Source organism: Ruegeria sp. YTSB088 (assembly GCF_059609825.1).
In genome coordinates this window covers 171,880-187,759 of record NZ_JBXWMM010000009.1, presented here as the reverse complement: position 1 = coordinate 187,759, position 15,880 = coordinate 171,880, and the positions used below count along the sequence as shown (strand labels likewise).

The following is a 15,880-nucleotide window of genomic DNA, read 5'->3' as shown; positions in this document are numbered from 1 at the left end:
CTGATGCTCGTAAAACCAGTTCTGAATTCTTGGCTTTGTTACTCATTGGAGTATTAATCCTCACAAGCTGAGGGCATTGGCCATGAATCTACCGAACCAATCTCTGGTTTGTTAGTGATCAACATCAACGCGTTGGACCAAGCCGCCAATCATTCTGTCCAGTGTTGGAAACTAGTACCGAGCGCGGGCTCTCTTTTCTACGATCACGATCCTCCTCGTCTGACACTCCCGCAAAAAGACAAACAGTCCTGATCCTAAGATTAGCGTGACACCAAGCGTGATGGGGAGGTTTTGTATTTCTACCGACCTAAATTCCTTTCTCTGGTCACAATACGGACTGACCATTCCAAAAATTTCCTACCGCCACCTTGAATTTCTGGACCAATCATTCCAAATCATACGCATGAGCAAAAAAACTCTCCCAAATGGCGACATCAAATCACCCGCAGGCCCGGGTAGGCCTCGCGCCTTTGACGAAGCTGAGGCTTTGGAGAAAGCCTTGTGCGTTTTTTGGCACAAGGGCTACGAGACCGCATCTGTGGATGATCTGACCAAGGCCATGGGTTTGAGCCGGTCCAGCTTCTATGGAGCGTTCGGCAACAAGCAGGCTTTGTTTCACAAAGCCCTCAGCCACTATTCAAGGCGTGGTTTAAAAAATCTGCGTGACGTTGCAGATGCGGGCGGAAATGACCCCGTTGGTGCGATAATGGAAGCTTTGGCGAACCCACAAGGTGGTCGTGACGGCTGTATGCTGATCAATTGCCTTACGGAGCTTGCTCCTCATGATGATGAAGTGGCGGCTCTCGGGCGACAGCATTTGGAGAGTATTGACGAGATTATTGCGGGAGCGCTTGAGCCTTCGGATCCGGGACAGGTACTCGACAAGGCACGCGCCTTTGCCTCCCTTGCAATTGGCACGCTAGCCTTGCGCAAGGCGGGCGTTCCCGATGAGCAGATATCGCAAACCCTGAAACAAGCCCGGATGGTGATTTCGCCATAAGGCCCCCCGCCACCACAAGGAAATGAAACCTAACACAAACTCAAACAAGAGACAGTGACCCTAATATTGGACCAATTAGTCCAATAATATCTGAACGAAGTTTACCAAAGAAGGAAGCAGCAATGGCTGATGAAAAACTGTTCTCCGGCATCAAAGCTGGTGCAATCGAGCTGAAAAACCGCATTGTCATGGCGCCACTGACCCGCAACCGGGCAAGAGCCGAGGATGACAGCGTCCATGAATTGCAGGCCAAGTACTACGCGCAGCGGGCAGGTGCTGGTCTGATCATCACGGAAGCATCGCAAATTTCGCCCCAAGGAAAAGGCTATGCCTGGACGCCCGGCATTTATTCAGAAGCACAGATCGACGGCTGGAAAAAAGTGACTAAGGCCGTCCATGCCAAGGACGGGAAGATCGTAATCCAGCTTTGGCATGTGGGCCGGATTTCGCATACCAGTATACAGCACGATGGTGGCGCCCCTGTTGCACCATCCGCAATTGGCGCTAAGGCCAAGACGTTTGATGGTGAGCAGTTTGTTGAAACATCTGAACCGCGGGCTCTGACCATCGATGAAATATCTGGCATCGTTGCCGACTACCGGAGGGCCGCAGAAAACGCCAAAGAGGCCGGTTTCGACGGTGTCGAGGTCCACGCAGCCAACGGATACCTTATCGATCAATTTCTGCGGGACGAATCCAACAAGCGTGAAGACGAATATGGCGGTCCAGTCGAGAATAGAGCACGGTTCCTGAAAGAGGTCATGGACGTGGTTGTCGATGTCTGGGGCGCCGACCGCGTCGGTGTCCGCCTCAGCCCATTCTCGTACGCCAACAACATCTCCGACAGCGACCCGCAGGCGACATTCACCCATGCGGTCAAATTGCTGAATGGCTTTGGGCTGGCCTATCTTCATCTTGTGGAGGGACAGACCGGCGGCCCGCGCGATATTCCGGAAGGTGGCGATCTGAAGGCGCTCTATGAATTGTTTGACGGTGCGAAAATGGGCAACAACGCTTACGACCGAGACATGGCGATTGAAGCGGTTGATACCGGCGCCGTCGATCTGGTGGCCTTTGGCCGGCCGTTCATTTCCAACCCGGATCTTGTCAACCGGCTGGAGAAAGACGTCGCGCTGAATGAGCTCGATCCAAGTACTCTCTACGGCGGGAACGAAAAAGGGTACACCGATTACCAGTCGCTGGAAGAGGAAGCGATCGCCGCGGAGTAGTACATCGTTGTTAACTCCATGGTGATAGGCAATACCAAGCAAAGTGAGCGCGCCGGATCGGACGCGCTCACCTAGCGGTTACGGCAATATCCACTCTTGAAGCGGGGAAAGGTCATAACCAAAGGCGTGAACCCACGTAGTGGCATGAATTGCCTGACGTCAGCACCAAGCCGCCGCTGCGAGATGTTGGGTGAAGGTCCGCTTGGGTTATACTCTGCGAGTTGAGGCACAATGTAGAGAACGGCCAGATGAGGTCCATACAACATTGCCAAATTATTCAATGAAGGATGACTGCCTGAACGCGGCTATGGGGATCAAAGTTTGCGACAGGTCTGCCAAGAATCCACCACTGGTTTCTTCGATCAACCCAGCCATTTGGAATAGTCGCTGACCAACAGATGTGTCGGAGCAACATCCTCCTCAACCTCGGCAAAGCGGCCGATGGGTTCACGAAAGATATTGTCGGTCTCGTCATCGTTGACCGTTGAGACCTCACCGATCAACACATCCCCTCCTTCGCCCCAGAACGCGTGCCAATCACCAGGACGCAGGGTAACGCTTTCACCCGGTGCCAGGCGCAACTTCTCGCCCGGTTGGCAATAATGTCGGATGCCGTCCAGCCAGACCACACCGCCGCGATCCTCTGCGAATCCACCCGCGTCGTCTGAGCCAAAAAGCTCGACCACCAGAATTGCGCCACCGCGGTTGATGATATCCTCAGCTTTCAGAACATGCGTGTGCATTGGCGATAGCTGGTCCCGCCTCGAAATCAATAGCTTCTCGGCGTAGCACATGCCGCCGCCCTTGGCCAAATCACTCTGCAACCCGTTGCGCAGGGTAAAGAGGAACAGGCCCATCTTGTCAAAATCACCGTCACCGTAATCGGTGATGTCCCATCCGCACCTTGCATCAATGACGTGACGGGCATCACTTTTACGGGCTTTAAACTCCTCGGGTGTCCAATAGGCAAAGGGCGGCAACGTGAACCCGTGAGAGCGGATCATCTCATCTGCTTGGGCCATGATTTCATTGATGCGCGAGCGCTTCATGCCGGCACTCTTTTGGTTTTGAGGATTTCGATTACCATGGCTGCGGTCCACGTAAAGCTACTGCCGCCACAAGGCTCGCCGCTTATCGGGTCATAATACTCCGCAAAGCCGCTTTTCTGAATAAGCTTTAGGCTGTCGGCGAGGATCCGTTGCGCCATTTCCCTCTGCCCAGACCGACTTAGACCTTCGGCAATCAAATAATTTACGATTAACCATGTGGGCCCGCGCCAGTAGCGCAGGCTATCAAAAGCGCCATCTGCCGGGTCGTGACTGGGCACCAGATAGCCGCAACGCTCGCCCAATAAAGCGATCCTTCGTGCGAGCGCATCAGCACGGCCATGAGGTACATCAGCAATTGCCGCGAGCAACCCACCAATCGTTGGTGTGTCTTGCAGGCGACCAGCGGCACGGTTGTAACACGTGTATTGCCCAAGCGCCGGGTTCCAGAGGCTTTCCAGCGCCGCGCGGCCATTTGCGGCCATCTCACGCGCTTCAGAAGCGATTGACGTATCGCACAAGATTTCCGCCAAATCCGCAACTTGGTCACAGGACCGTATCAGGATGCCGTTAAATCCTGGGTCAACGAGGCAAAAGGGCGAGGCATCGTGGAGCTTCGCATTATCCCATCCAAGTCCTCGGAAGTACTCGACCAACCAGATATAACACTTGTATTGCTCGTCCGACGGGCGGTGATCTGGGTTGGCGTGTGTCGTATCGCGCCGCGTAAATGGCGCGACCCCCTCGATCGGCACCGCGTCCAGCCCTTCATCCCAATCCACCGAGTTGTCTCGACCAGATTCCCAAGGGTGGATGATCGCAACCAGCCCCGTGCCGTTCGGATCGCGGTTGCGATAGAACCACTGATGCCACGCGTGGACTTTGGGCAGGAGCTTGGCCAGCCGCACGCGGGCTGCGGCCTTGTCTTCCGCCCGATCGTAAAGCTTGCTTAAAGCAAAGCCCACAACCGCTGGCTGGGTGATTCCAGTCGTCGGCAATACGCGTCCAGTTTGCCAAACGTCAGGACCAGGGAAATACCCATCATCAGGTTCGTGAAAAATGATATGCGGCACCATACCGTCGACCCACTGATGGGCCATAAGAGTCTCGACCTCGACCCAGGCCCGCTCCATGTTGAAATGCGAAAAGCCAAGTGCGGACAAGGCGCTATCCCAGTTCCACTGGAAGGGATAGAGGCCATGGGTGGGCACTGTGTAGGTGCCCCGGTCATTGTTCTCCATGACCTTGCGTGCCTGATCGATCAACGCTTGGCTCATCTTGTTTCTCCTTTACGCGACAGCCAAGGTGGTTTCGGGGTCGAACCAGCGTCCCCGGCCTTCTTGCGGCGCTAACGTAAGTACGTCACCGGGTTTCACGTGGAGTTCGCTATCCAGCACAGCGCGGAACTGGTGACCTTCGACATCACAAGTCACCAACAAATGCGCGCCAAGCGGTTCCACAACCTTGGCTCGCGCTCCAAAACCCTGATCAGCAACACGCAAATCTTCCGGGCGAATGGCCCATTTCAGGTCCTTGCCATTTGCCGGCCCATCGAAGTTCTGCCCGGCAACAGTCCAACGACCAGAGCCCGCAGCTTCAGCGGGGAGGAAATTCATCGGGGGGTTGCCGATGAAACTGGCCACGAACTCGGCCGCTGGATCCCTGTAAACTTCGATGGGCGAGGCTGCCTGAACAATCTTGCCCTGATGCATAACGCTGATCCGATCGGCCATGGACATGGCTTCGACCTGATCGTGTGTCACATAGATGGCAGTGGTCTTGCTTTCGGCCAGAACACCCTTCAGCTCGGCGCGCATTTCCATCCGCAACAGCGCGTCAAGGTTCGACAGCGGCTCATCCATCAGGATCACGTCCGGCTCCATTGCCAACGCGCGGGCGACAGCGACCCGTTGGCGTTGACCGCCTGACAACTCACCCGAATAGCGCTTTAGAAGCTGTTCGATATGCATCAGCCCAGCGGTTCGTTCGACCCGACGTTTGACCTCATCATCGGGCAGTTTTTGCATCCGAAGACCAAAGCCAATGTTCTCGAACACGGTCAGGTGCGGAAACACCGCATAGTTCTGGAACACCATCGAGATGCCCCGATCTTTGGGAGAAAGGTGATCTACGCGACGCCCACCGATCCAGACCTCACCGGTCGTCGCTGTCTCAAGCCCTGCAATGATGCGCAGAAGCGTGGATTTACCGCAGCCCGAGGCGCCCAAAAGGACCATAAATTCCTGGTCTGCGATGGTCAGGTTGATATCGTGCAGAGCCTGATAAGACCCAAAATTCTTGGCAACGTTTTTGATCTGTATTTCAGCCATTTCAGTTTCCTTTCAGCCCCCGCTCAGCGGTTGGCGATGCCCCACATCGCAAAGAGATATTTGCGCACGGCGAAGATGAAGATCAGCGCAGGCACCACGAGAATGAAGCCGCCTGCGAATTTCAGGTGCAACGGAGCTTCGCCCAATGTCTGCAATAGGAACGCGGGAAGCGTCCGGTTCTCGATAGTCAGCACGGCAGCCGCGAATACTTCGTTCCACGAGATCACAAAGGCGAAAATCGCCGAGGCTGTAATCCCTGGTAGCACCAGAGGCAGGATCACCTTGGTGAATGCGGTCAGCCGTGTGCAGCCCAATGTCCAGGCTGCTTCTTCGAGCTCAAGCGGGATACCCGAGAAGAGCGAAAAGGTGATGAGCACCGCGAAGGGGATCGCCAACGTAGTGTGAACTAGCGCCAGACCAAAAGCCGTATCATCCAAGCCCGTGCGGATGAAGAGAACTGCCAAGGGTAGTGCCAAAAGCGGAAGCGGGAAGGCCCGTGTCAGCAGGATCAGAAGTCGGAACAGTTCTTTCCCTCGGAAGTCGAACCGCGATAGCGCGTAGCCCGCGGGGGCGCCTATGGCGATGGACATCACCATCGTCATCAAAGCCACCACAACCGAGTTCCACAGCGCCCTCAGCATCCCCTGGAACCCCATAAAGAATTCCAGGGATCCCATATTAAACTCCGGTATGAAGCTCTTGGGGAAGCTATTCACGGTGTCTGGTGAGGACATCGTATTCACGAACAGTAGGTAGAGCGGAATAATCACCCAGGCGCACAGCAGGATCACGCCAGCTCGGTAGAGCCCCCTTCCCGCCTTGCGGGCGTCAGGGGCCACAACGTCTGCTACAGCCGTCATATCGTCGCTCCTTTCGGGACGCGCAGAGCGCGCATGATGATTAGCGTAAACACGATCGAGATAATCAGAACGATGATTGCCAGCGCTGCTGCTGCCCCACCATTTTGCAAGTCAAACTGATAGGCGTAGATCTCACCCATAAGCACTGGGAAGATCGTGCCCCCAAGAGCTGCAACCACGGCGAAGACCTCGAAGGCCAGGATGACGCGCAGGACCAAGGCCGTTTGCAGCGATGGACGCAGAAGCGGCAAAGTGATCCGGGTGAACTGTTTCCAGCGCGAGGCGCCAAACACTTCCGCAGCTTCGTAGTATTCCTTGGGGATCAGGCCAATGCCCGCCACAAGGATCACAAGCATGATCGCAGTTGCGCGCCAAATCTCAGCAAGCATAATCGCCAGGAACACTACCCACGGCGTTTGATAACTCAGCAAACTTACAGGTTGGTCAGTGACACCAAGCCCGACCATCATCGAGTTCAGAAAACCCGACTGCTCGAAGATCGCCAGCCAGATGATACCGGCTGCAAGGTCAGAAATCCCCAAAGGAATGGTCCAGATGTACAGAACCAGATCGCGGCCCTTTTGCATCTTCGTGACCATCGTGGCCATCAGAAGTGACAGCGCCAGCTGGATCGGTACCACGGCCGCGGCCAGAAGAAAGGTGTTTTTCATCGAGATCGGGAACTTCCAGTAGCTCACAACCTCGCGAAAGTTATCCAGTGAAAAGCCGTCTCCTGTTCCAAAAGCCTGCTGCGCCACCAGCGCAAACGGGTAGAGGAAAAACAGGCAGAGAAACAGCGTCACCGGGAGGATCAGAAAGTAAGGCAATAGCCGCGCTTCCATCGGACCGCTCCTTTAAGTTGGGATTATGCTGGGGAACCGGGCCACAGCTTCTGCGGCCCGGCAGTCATGGAAGGTTTTATTCGACGGGGCAGGCACCTTCCGAAGGCGCATCTGGTGCCCAGCAAGGCGCGCCGGTTTCGTTCATGATCTTTTCCAGCTGTTTCTTTTGATCTTCCAGAACCTGCTCAATGGGTTGACCAGCCAAAACAATGCGTTCGAACGCATCCACATATACACGGTTGAAGTCTCCGCCCATGCTACCCAGACCTGCAGGCAACAGGCCGGGATTTGCGTCAGCCGAGCTGCTCATCTTGGCAACCGCTTCGCCGGCAGCTTTGACCGAAGGCGGTAAATCGGCGGGCAGCTCAACATCAACCACAGGGAAGAAGTTTGTTGCCTTCAGGGTCGCGATCTGTGTCTCAGGCTGCATCAGATAAGTCACCAAAGCTTTGGCACCTTCGGCATCCGGCGCGGTGCGTGGGATGGCAACACCTGCCAGAACGGGCATGAAGCCACGGCCAGTTGGGCCTGCAGGTGCTGGGAAGGCAACGAAATCATCTGGGCGTTCATTGAATGCCTGCGCCAAACGCGACGTGTGGTCAAAGACGATCCAAGCATCCCCGTTCAACAGCTGTTCCTGCATGAATGAAAAGTTGGTCGAGGCAGGGTTCGTATGGCTCCACAGCTCTTTGAACTTTTCCCATGCCGTCACAGCCTCGGGCGAAGCAAAGGTCCGCACAACACCGTTGGTGTAGGACGGGTAAAGATAACCTTGGAAAAAGCGGTGTTTCAGACCCTTGGGACCTGCCGGAAATCCGAATTTCTTCTGACCCGTCGCTTCTTCAACGTTCGCCGCCCACGCAATCAACTGGTCATAGGTCAGTGCATCAATATCCGCACCTTCAGGCAGGTATTGCAGTGCTTCCGTGTTTGCGGCCATGATGTAACTCGCTTGCATCCACGGCATATATTGCAAGCTGTCAGTACCCAGCTTAGCGAGATCATTGAAAGTGCCCGACGCCGACATGACGCCAAGTTCGCTAAGGTCCATCAGGTCATCAGGATTCATCGCCGAGAAGTTGCCATGCAAGGAGCCCAGCAAGTCGATGCTGCCTGAGTCGGCTTGCAGCTCGGCTTGCAAGCGAGTCAGCCAGGGGCCATCTTCGTTCGGTTGGTAGTCAACCCCGCCCTCGAAGCCACCAAGAACCTCGGTTCGCATAGCCTGCGCTTCTTCGGCGGGCCGGGCCTGGGTCGACCAGAACAGAGTTTCAGCTTGCACGGCAGCAGCGCCAGCAAGCATGGCAACACCGGACACGGCAACCGACAGTTTCAGATGAATCGACATGATTTCCTCCCTATGTCTGAGGCTGACCGAAACCCGACAACCTCTCTCCCTCGCCGACACCTTTGGGTCAGTCCGCGGGCGAATGCAGTTAATATGGTATATCGTTGTATCTTGAGTCAAGCCTGTTGCCGCCAAGCTTTTGCTATAATTTGCTTGCCATTTGCAAAACCACTTGCGATTTTAGGCAAACGTTATATCTAAACTGTGACCCATGACGAAAAAACCCACCTTATCCAGCGTTGCCAAAGAAGCGGGCGTGTCGGTTCCAACCGTCAGCCAGGTTATGCGTGACACCGGCCGAATTTCAGAGAAGACACGTCAGAAAGTCCTGAGCGCAGCCAAGCGTCTGCGCTACGTCCCAAATCAAGCGGCGGCCACAATGCGATCAGGTGACAATCGCGAAATCGGTTTTATCCTTAACAAATTGGCCAACCCGTTTAACGCAGAGGTTGTGAGTGGCGCCGTCGACTTGCTCGAAACCGAAGGGTTCATGGTGTCGATCCTCGATGCGCAAGGCGATCTTCAACGTCAGGACCGCCTTCTGGAAGCCTGCATCAGATTTGGCCGACGTGGTTTGATCTGGGTTCCGGCACTAGACACAAGCGAAGTATCTATGGAGCTTCTGAATGCTCACGGTGTTCCCGCTGTGACATTCATGCGAAAGGTGTCGCAGTCTTTCGACCATGTCGGCATTCTTAATACCGAAGCCCTCGCACAAGCCACGCAGCACTTGATTGATTTAGGGCACAAGCACATCGCCTATTTTGGCGGCACCGAGCAATCGTCCGTGCGTGAAGAACGCATTGCCGGTTACCTTGGCACTTTAAAGCAGATGGATGACGTGCAGCCAATTGTCTGGCCATGCGATGAGAATAAGAGTGCTGGCGTTGACGCTATTGCCGCACTCCGTCACCAACACCCCGAGGTGACGGGTATTGTTTGCAACGGAGACGTTGTGGCGCTTGGCGCCTGCTTCGGATTGATCCGGTCCGGTTGTAAACCAGGGCATGATTTTTCGGTGGTGGGTTTTGATGACATCGAGGATGCGGCCGTCTCGACGCCCGGCCTAACAACCATGGCGATCGACCCGAAGAAGTTAGGCAAGCGGTTGGCCGAGATCCTTCTGAACCGGATGCGAACACCCGATCTGCCAGTCTGTCATTTCGAGTATTCTGCGACCCTGACAATTCGAGGAACATCAGGAGCAGCCCCTGACCACTAAAGTGTATATCTCAGTTGCTGTCGCAGGCGTTTATTGCACTACCATGCGATATTTGACACTTTGGGCTCATCGCTGACGTTTTCTGCATACACGAACAACGGCTTCTATCGGGCGAGTCAAGTGAAGGTGCGTTGGGTCCGCTGATGAGCTGACCACTCAACCAGAGATAGCTTCACATAAATCCGGTTCAGCGGTGTTAGTGGTTGTTGTGATGTGGTCAATCATCTAATGGTGCGGTAATCTGCTAATCGAACCTCCGTTCGGCGACGACCGCAATGAGGACACCAAACCAGACATTTGGACTGGACAAGGCATGCCCGCTCAACGCCTGGTCCCTGGCATTGACGTCAGGATGTCTGACAGCGCGCTAAGCTTTATTTGAGCTTACGTTTCCCAAGGTGGCTTTGCGCCAATCTCTGCGATCAAAAAATCAATAAACACCCGCACTTTTGGGGACAGCACGTTGGACTTGGGATAGATCAGCCACAAGACATTGTCTTCACTGGCCTCAAAGTTTGGAAGAACCCGTATCAAACGACCTGACTTCAGTTGGTCATGCACGCTCCATAGAGCGTTCAAGGAAATACCGGCTCCGGCCAGCGTGGCGCGGACCTGGCTTTGACCGTCATCGATAATCAATTGGCCTTTGGCTGATGCGGGATCGAAAATGGCGTTCTTGCCCGCCGGTCCTGTCAATGGCCGCGGTTGGCGGTTTTGGAAAGCTATCAGATGGTGGGTTTTCAGATCGTCAGGCGTCTTGGGCGTGCCGTATTCATCGAGATAATGCGGCGCGGCGCATAGAATACGGCGGTCAACGGCCAGCTTTCGACCTTTTAAGCTGGTGTCGAAAAGCGGCGCGTTCCTGAGTGCTAGATCATAGCTTCCCTCGATCAGGTCGAACTGCACATCCGACAGACGCAGATCGATTGTGAGATCGGGATGCTGTTTAAGAAACTCAGGAAGGATTGGCGCGATGTAGAGCTGTGCAAAACTGCTTGGCGCAGCAAAGCGCAACGTGCCCTTTATGGTTGTTGTCTGCTTGCCCAGAGCAGCAAGCGCGGCCTCTTCTTGTGCGATGATCTCGCGTGCGAAGGGCAGGAAGTCAGCACCTTCGACCGACAACGACACTTTGCGTGTTGTGCGATGTAACAGTTCGGAACCCAGGCTCTGCTCCAACTTCGCGAGTTTTGCGCTGGACACGGCCGGGGCCATACCCAATGCGCGTCCTGCCGCGCTTATGTTCAGCATTTCTGCTGCCTTGACAAACAATCGCAGCGCATCTGTATCAAGCCCCATTATATCGCAAACCCGAATTATCATTCCATCAATGAGCAGTTTATATGCAATTGGATTGACGTTAAATCCCTTCCATCGATGCAACACAGCATAGGAAGGAGGCGCATATGACGCGAACAGCCACAGTCAACTACCACGTTCACAAGCCGCACCGGCAAGCTTTTGAACTGGATGCCGGCGGGATTGCTGGAAACCTGGTTTCCCCCAAACTAGCCTCCACGGCTGTTGCACTGGAGGACGCCCGCGCAGCGGCCAACTCCGTTACATTTGCGTCTGATGCTGTTGAATTCACGACGCTGGAAACGCAGGTTCGGGGCTTTGCTGGTGCCGCATGGAAATCGATATACGATGCTGAGTTGACAGCGATGCTGTCGGACAGGCTGGGCGCGCGCGAGGTTGTGGTTTTTGACCATACGGTTCGGACAGATGACCCGAGTGCGACGCGCAAACCTGCGCGCAACGTTCACAGTGACTACAGCAAGGACGGAGCCGAACAGCGGCTTGTCGACCTGTTGGGTGCCGATGTCGCATCGGAATGGGCGCAAGGTCACTATGCATTTATTAATGTGTGGCGTCCCGTGGAGCATCCGATCAATTCAGCGCCGCTTGGCTTTGTTCGCCCGTCATCGGTTGACGCGTCTGACTGGATCCTGCTGGATCTGATCTATCCTGACCGCAAAGGGCAAATCATGGGGCTGGTGGGAAACCCCAAGCATGAATGGATCTATCAATCCAAGATGGCGCCGGATGAGGTCGCGATTTTCAACATCTATGACAATCAAGGACTACCTTCGATTGCGCATAGCGCGCTCGATATGGTCGAAGATCCAAGCATCTCCACCATTCGCAAAAGCATCGAGAGTCGCACCTTGGTGCGCTACTAATGGGGTCCCGAGATGTTGGATAAAATGCAGCCTAACGAGTTTACCCAGATCAACGTGGCTTATAACCGGGTGTTCCGTCCCGAGCGTTTGAGCATTGGCCTTGTGCTGCCGCTTGAGGCATACGCAGTCGGCGCAGAACCGACGCTGCGCGGTCATCTGGAAGCGGCTCAAAGGGCAGAGAAACTTGGGTTTGCGGCACTTTGGCTGCGCGACGTGCCTTTTAATGTGCCAAGTTTCGGTGATCCGGGACAGGTTTTGGATCCATTCGTCTATCTGGGTGCTCTGGCAACAGCGACAGACCGGATTGCGCTTGGAACGTCGAGTATCATCCTGCCATTGCGTCACCCCGCGCATGTGGCCAAGTCAGCGGCGACGACTGATGTACTCTCGGGCGGACGGTTGCTGTTGGGCGTTGCTTCAGGTGACCGCCCCGAGGAATACCCGGCGATGAACCACAGCTTTGACGACCGAGGGGCACGTTTCCGCGACAGCATTGACTACATTCGCGCGGTTGGAACGGCCTATCCCAATTATGAAAGCGCTCAGGGCAAGCTGTCTGGCGGAATTGACCTATTGCCGAAGCCGCATGGCACACGACTGCCGATGCTTATTACCGGCGGTAGCCAGCAATCCCCCGATTGGGTGGCGCAGAACGGCGACGGTTGGATGACCTATCCGCGGAATGCGTCTGCCCAAGGGCAGGTCATCGCGGATTACCGACGACGCGTTAGGGAGGCGGGCCAACGTGATAAGCCTGTCATGCAGTCGCTTTATGTCGATGTCATTGCGGACCCCGCCGCGCGCCCGCGCCCGATCCATCTTGGGTTTCAGTCTGGCACCGATTTTCTGCGCAGCTATCTGCGCGAGATTGAAACGCTCGGGATCAACCACGTCGCCCTGAATCTTCGGCTCAATCAAGCGCCTATCGACGCAACCCTTGAACACTTGGCAGACACTGTGCTGCCTAGCTTTTCGTAAAGGATCAGACCGATGACCAAGACCATTCTTATTACAGGTTCAACCGACGGCATTGGTTTGCTGACGGCCAAGAAGCTGGCCTCTGACGGGCACAACGTGCTGTTGCATGGCCGCAGTATACCCAAATTGGAGAGCGCAGCTGCCGAAGTCGGTGAAAAGGTCGAAACCTATGCCGCTGATCTGAGCGACCTGTCCGCGGTGCAGGAACTGGCCGAGAACGTGCGGGCCAAACATGACAGGTTGGATGTATTGATCAACAACGCGGGTGTGTTGAAAGCCCCGCAATCGGTGCTTGAGAATGGGCAGGACATCCGCTTTGTCGTGAACACGCTTGCACCTTATCTGCTGACCGCGTTGCTGCTGCCTATCGTTCCTGCTGACGGGCGCGTCGTGAACCTGTCATCGGCGGCGCAGGCCCCGGTGAACATCCGGGCCATGCAGGGCAATGTTCCGCTGGCGGATATGGAAGCCTATGCTCAGAGCAAGTTGGCCCTCACCATCTGGACCCGGGAATGGGCCAAATCGCTATCCGATGCGCCTGTCATGGTCGCAGTAAATCCAGGATCGCTTTTGGCCTCAAAAATGGTGAAAGACGGCTTTGGCTTGGCCGGGAACGATATGAACATCGGCGCTGATATCTTGATTGATGCGGCATTAGGTGAGCGGTTCGCTGATGCGTCGGGCGCCTATTTTGACAATGACAGTGGGGCATTCTCAGATCCACACGCAGCGGCACTCGACAAAGGCCACGCTGCCGACGTCATGAAAACCATCAGAGAATTGGTTAACCAGACCAACTGACCCGCGTGGCGCTAAAACGCCACGCACTTCCACCTTTAACACTCCCTGACCCCTCACGCGTGATGCGTCGAGGCCCAAGAAAGGACTGCCCGATGAAATACGAGAACTTTCAAACCTTTGACGTAGCCGTTGAGAACGGTATCGCTACAGCGACATTCAACTTTGGCTCTGTGAACGTGCAAGGCCAGGAAATGCTGGCCGATCTCAACAGTCTGGCCATGCGCTTAGAGCGAGACCGCGACACCAAGGTCGTGATCTTTCAATCTGCAAACCCGGAAATCTGGGTCTGCCACTACGACACCGAACTGCTCAAGGACATGTCGACTGAGGCCGTATCCCGCGAGGATGCACGGCTTTTGGATCTACAGTCGGTTTGCGAGCGGATCAGCAAGGTGCCGCAGGCCACAATCGCAAAGCTGGAAGGGTCTGCACGCGGTGGTGGACATGAGTTGGCGTTGGCGCTCGACATGCGGTTTGCCGCGCGGGGCAAGTACAAGTTCATGCAGATGGAGGTCGGAATGGGCATCCTGCCCTGTGGCGGCGGCGCCTCGCGCATGGCGCGCCAAACAGGCCTTGGAAAAGCGCTTGAGATCATTTTGAGCGCGCAAGACTACGATGCGGATGATGCCGAGCGTCTGGGCACCATCAACAAGGCTTTGGAGCCGGAAGAAATTGGCGCTTATGTGACCGCACTGGCCGAACGGATCGCACAGTTCCCGGCAGAGTCGATCAATGCCTGCAAACAGATGGTCTATGAATCGATCGACAAACCAATTGATGAAGCGCTGAAAGCCGAAGCCTATTGGCTTTATCAGGCCACCAGCAAAACTCCGGCCGTCAAACGGTTCACCATCGCGGATGAACAAGGTTTGGAACACGACATCGAAAACCAGCGCAATTGGGGCGATCTGGTGATGCAGGTGCAGGACATCAACTGACCACCCCCAAGACAATAGTCTCGTCAGGCGTGCGTGATTTCCACGTAGGCCTGACACCATGTTCACAAAAGGAAAATCTCAATGAAAGCAATGGTTCTCAACTCTTACGGACCCGATGCGCTGTTCGATCTTGCTGAAATATCCGACCCTGTCGCGACTTCTGGACATGTGGTCGTCAAAGTGGCCGCGACCAGCGTCAACACCGTCGACACAATGATCCGAAGCATGGGCGCGGACCTGCCTCTGTCCCCCCAATTGCCCGCCGTGCTTGGCATGGATTTCGCTGGCACGGTCGTTGCGATTGGCGACGGTGTGACAGGTTTTGCGATAGGCGATGAGGTGTACGGTTGTTCTGGTGGATTGATGGATCTCACGGGCGCTTTGGCAGAGCACATTAACGCAGATGCGCGCCTGATTGCCCACAAACCCAAGACGCTGAGCATGCGGGAAGCCGCAGCGCTGCCTCTCGTCGGCATCACCGCCTACGAAGGGCTGACCCGCGCCGGTGTTGGCGAAGGGCAGACTTTATTGGTTCATGGCGGCGCAGGTGGCGTTGGTCATGTCGCCGTTCAAATAGCCCGCCACCTTGGCGCGGCCGTGTCCGCAACAGGTCGTGGTGCAGATCAGTTGGCCTTGATCGAGGGTCTTGGTGCGCGTCCCTTGGATTTCACAACGGAAACAGTCGAGGACTATGTTGCCGAGCATACTGATGGCGTAGGCTTCGATGTGGTGTTTGACAGCGTTGGTGGGCCAAACATGACAAACTCTTTCGCCGCGGCCAAGCTCAATGGGCATGTTGCCACGACGGTCGCGATGGTCGAGATTGATTTGACGCCTGTGCATTTCAAGGGCCTGTCTTTGCATGTCGTCTTCATGCTGATTCCGATGATGCACGATGTTGGGCGGCAAACCCATGGGGACATCTTGCGGTCGTTGGCAGATCTGGTGGATGCTGGCAGGCTCAAGCCAATTGTCGACGAACAGAAGTTTGGGTGGGACAATGTCGATGCCGCCTATGCGCATCTGACTCATGGAGGTGCGGTCGGAAAAGTCGTTGTGGAACTATGATCTGATCCGGTTGGGCTTGGTGCGCGCATAATGACCTTGCG

Annotated in this window: 15 protein-coding genes; 8 read left to right on the top strand and 7 right to left on the bottom strand. The window is 55.4% G+C overall.

Features of this window, described 5'->3' with window-relative positions:
- The first annotated feature begins 265 nt into the window (after positions 1-265).
- Positions 266-1,000 (top strand): TetR/AcrR family transcriptional regulator, encoded by a 735-nt coding sequence (locus AC2FFA_RS15880; RefSeq protein ID WP_496852353.1) that lies wholly within the window; start codon positions 266-268, stop codon positions 998-1,000.
- Between the two features lie 122 nt (positions 1,001-1,122).
- Entirely contained in the window at positions 1,123-2,229 is a 1,107-nt protein-coding gene (locus tag AC2FFA_RS15875) for an alkene reductase (protein ID WP_496852352.1), read from the top strand.
- 362 nt (positions 2,230-2,591) lie between these two features.
- Here AC2FFA_RS15875 and AC2FFA_RS15870 read toward each other — a convergent pair whose 3' ends face one another.
- The 6 genes from AC2FFA_RS15870 to AC2FFA_RS15845 all read right to left on the bottom strand — a co-directional run bounded on the left by AC2FFA_RS15870 (position 2,592) and on the right by AC2FFA_RS15845 (position 8,652).
- Positions 2,592-3,278 carry a D-lyxose/D-mannose family sugar isomerase gene (locus tag AC2FFA_RS15870; RefSeq protein ID WP_496852351.1) on the bottom strand — a complete coding sequence of 229 codons (687 nt, stop codon included), beginning with the start codon at positions 3,276-3,278 and terminating at the stop codon, positions 2,592-2,594.
- Positions 3,275-4,552, bottom strand: a complete 1,278-nt coding sequence (locus AC2FFA_RS15865) for an amylo-alpha-1,6-glucosidase (RefSeq protein ID WP_496852350.1) — start codon at positions 4,550-4,552, stop codon at positions 3,275-3,277. The genes AC2FFA_RS15870 and AC2FFA_RS15865 overlap by 4 nt, the downstream gene beginning before the upstream one ends.
- A 12-nt stretch (positions 4,553-4,564) precedes the next feature.
- On the bottom strand, positions 4,565-5,605 hold the full coding sequence (locus AC2FFA_RS15860; RefSeq protein WP_117871525.1) for an ABC transporter ATP-binding protein: 1,041 nt from the start codon (positions 5,603-5,605) through the stop codon (positions 4,565-4,567).
- A gap of 23 nt (positions 5,606-5,628) precedes the next feature.
- Positions 5,629-6,465, bottom strand: a complete 837-nt coding sequence (locus AC2FFA_RS15855; RefSeq protein WP_117871523.1) for a carbohydrate ABC transporter permease — start codon at positions 6,463-6,465, stop codon at positions 5,629-5,631.
- On the bottom strand, positions 6,462-7,307 hold the full coding sequence (locus AC2FFA_RS15850) for a carbohydrate ABC transporter permease (RefSeq protein ID WP_496677405.1): 846 nt from the start codon (positions 7,305-7,307) through the stop codon (positions 6,462-6,464). The genes AC2FFA_RS15855 and AC2FFA_RS15850 overlap by 4 nt, the downstream gene beginning before the upstream one ends.
- Positions 7,308-7,383: 76 nt before the next feature.
- A complete protein-coding gene (locus AC2FFA_RS15845; protein WP_117871519.1) occupies positions 7,384-8,652 on the bottom strand; it encodes an ABC transporter substrate-binding protein in 1,269 nt (422 codons plus the stop codon).
- A 211-nt stretch (positions 8,653-8,863) separates the two neighbouring features.
- Here AC2FFA_RS15845 and AC2FFA_RS15840 point away from each other — a divergent pair, with 211 nt between their 5' ends.
- On the top strand, positions 8,864-9,874 hold the full coding sequence (locus AC2FFA_RS15840) for a LacI family DNA-binding transcriptional regulator (protein WP_496852349.1): 1,011 nt from the start codon (positions 8,864-8,866) through the stop codon (positions 9,872-9,874).
- Between the two features lie 384 nt (positions 9,875-10,258).
- Here AC2FFA_RS15840 and AC2FFA_RS15835 read toward each other — a convergent pair whose 3' ends face one another.
- The gene (locus tag AC2FFA_RS15835) at positions 10,259-11,170 is read right to left on the bottom strand and encodes a LysR family transcriptional regulator (RefSeq protein ID WP_496852348.1); all 912 of its coding nucleotides are present in this window, start codon (positions 11,168-11,170) and stop codon (positions 10,259-10,261) included.
- A gap of 107 nt (positions 11,171-11,277) precedes the next feature.
- On the opposite strand from AC2FFA_RS15835, the gene AC2FFA_RS15830 reads away from it, so the two are divergent.
- The 5 genes from AC2FFA_RS15830 to AC2FFA_RS15810 all read left to right on the top strand — a co-directional run bounded on the left by AC2FFA_RS15830 (position 11,278) and on the right by AC2FFA_RS15810 (position 15,839).
- The gene (locus tag AC2FFA_RS15830) at positions 11,278-12,054 is read left to right on the top strand and encodes a CmcJ/NvfI family oxidoreductase (protein ID WP_496852347.1); all 777 of its coding nucleotides are present in this window, start codon (positions 11,278-11,280) and stop codon (positions 12,052-12,054) included.
- A gap of 12 nt (positions 12,055-12,066) precedes the next feature.
- On the top strand, positions 12,067-13,032 hold the full coding sequence (locus tag AC2FFA_RS15825) for an LLM class oxidoreductase (RefSeq protein WP_496852346.1): 966 nt from the start codon (positions 12,067-12,069) through the stop codon (positions 13,030-13,032).
- Positions 13,033-13,044: 12 nt separating this feature from the next.
- Positions 13,045-13,833: an SDR family NAD(P)-dependent oxidoreductase gene (locus AC2FFA_RS15820; protein ID WP_496852345.1), complete on the top strand. Its 789-nt coding sequence runs from the start codon at positions 13,045-13,047 to the stop codon at positions 13,831-13,833.
- Between the two features lie 92 nt (positions 13,834-13,925).
- On the top strand, positions 13,926-14,771 hold the full coding sequence (locus AC2FFA_RS15815; RefSeq protein WP_496852344.1) for an enoyl-CoA hydratase/isomerase family protein: 846 nt from the start codon (positions 13,926-13,928) through the stop codon (positions 14,769-14,771).
- A gap of 81 nt (positions 14,772-14,852) precedes the next feature.
- On the top strand, positions 14,853-15,839 hold the full coding sequence (locus tag AC2FFA_RS15810; RefSeq protein WP_496852343.1) for a zinc-dependent alcohol dehydrogenase family protein: 987 nt from the start codon (positions 14,853-14,855) through the stop codon (positions 15,837-15,839).
- Positions 15,840-15,880: the final 41 nt, after the last annotated feature.